Raw genomic sequence first — 1135 nt, forward strand, 5'->3', positions numbered from 1 at the left:
CTCTCATAGGAGAAAACGTGACTTTACTCGCTAGAAGGTTAGTAAATCAAGCAAACAATATTCACTTATCTTTCATCCTAGGTGGAACACCGCTAGTCCCCCGTTTAAAAATTCTAGCCGGCTTCACCGTGATGGGTCTGGCCGCTAGATTTCGGGAACCAGAAGATCGTCTCAGGATAAACGGCATTCGCTAACAGTTTTTGCGCCGCCTAGACAGGAAACGAGCGAAGATATTGCCAAAAGAATCGAGGGGCAATCTGCGCTTTTGATGAGTATGGTTACCTGCGCTAAGTACTAGGAAGATGTTGCACTGTATCAACATCATGCCACTGTCGTAGTAGGTTCCATAATTTTGTAGCGGAAAGTACGAATGGCACCACAATAGCTTTTCGAGTCGATGTGGGGTCGAAGATGTGATGGTGACGGCTTTGTTGCACAAATCCCCCCCTGCAGCGGCCAAGCCGGGCCACAGGTAAACTGACGGTATGAGTGCACCAACCAAACCGAAATACCGAACGACCAACTGGAAGGAATACAACGAAGCGTTGAGAACGCGCGGTTCGCTGCTGGTTTGGCTGGACAAGGACATGCGCTGGCACGGTGGTGCAAGCGGTAAGCGCGGCCGCAGCCCGAAGTACAGCGAGGCGGCGATTCAGTTTTGCCTGACCATCAAGAGCCTGTTCAATCTGCCGTTGCGGCAGGCGATGGGCATGGCGCAACGCCTGCTCAGGCTGGCCGGCCTGGATTGTGAAGTTCCCGACTTCAGCACCGTCAGACGGCGCCAGAAGCACTTGGCGGTGACGATCGGGGCGCGCCCGACGACGACGGGATTGCATCTGCTGGTTGACAGCACCGGCATCAAGATGCTGGGTGAAGGCGAGTGGAAGACAAAGAAGCACGGCGCCGACTACCGCCGCCAGTGGCGCAAGGTCCATCTTGGAATTGACGCGACCACGCTTGAAATCCGGGCCATCGAAGTGACTGACAATGCGACCGGCGACGCACCGATTCTGCCGTGCCTGCTCGACCAGATCGCCGATGATGAACCCGTCGCGAGCGTCAGCGGCGACGGTGCGTATGACACAAAAGGCTGTCATGAGGCGATTGCACGGCGAGGCGCGGAAGCGATCATTCC

Annotated in this window: 2 protein-coding genes; both read left to right on the forward strand. The window is 55.6% G+C overall.

Translation table 11 applies throughout. The annotated features are described in order from the left end of the window. Positions 1-194, forward strand: a 194-nt coding sequence (locus tag AC1DYX_RS31360; RefSeq protein WP_477266147.1) for a hypothetical protein, incomplete at its 5' end; no start/stop codon positions are given. A gap of 291 nt (positions 195-485) precedes the next feature. Beyond that, a partial coding sequence (locus AC1DYX_RS31365; protein WP_477266149.1) for an IS5 family transposase occupies positions 486-1135 on the forward strand: 650 nt, incomplete at its 3' end.

The organism is Massilia sp. P2_C2 (assembly GCF_056404615.1).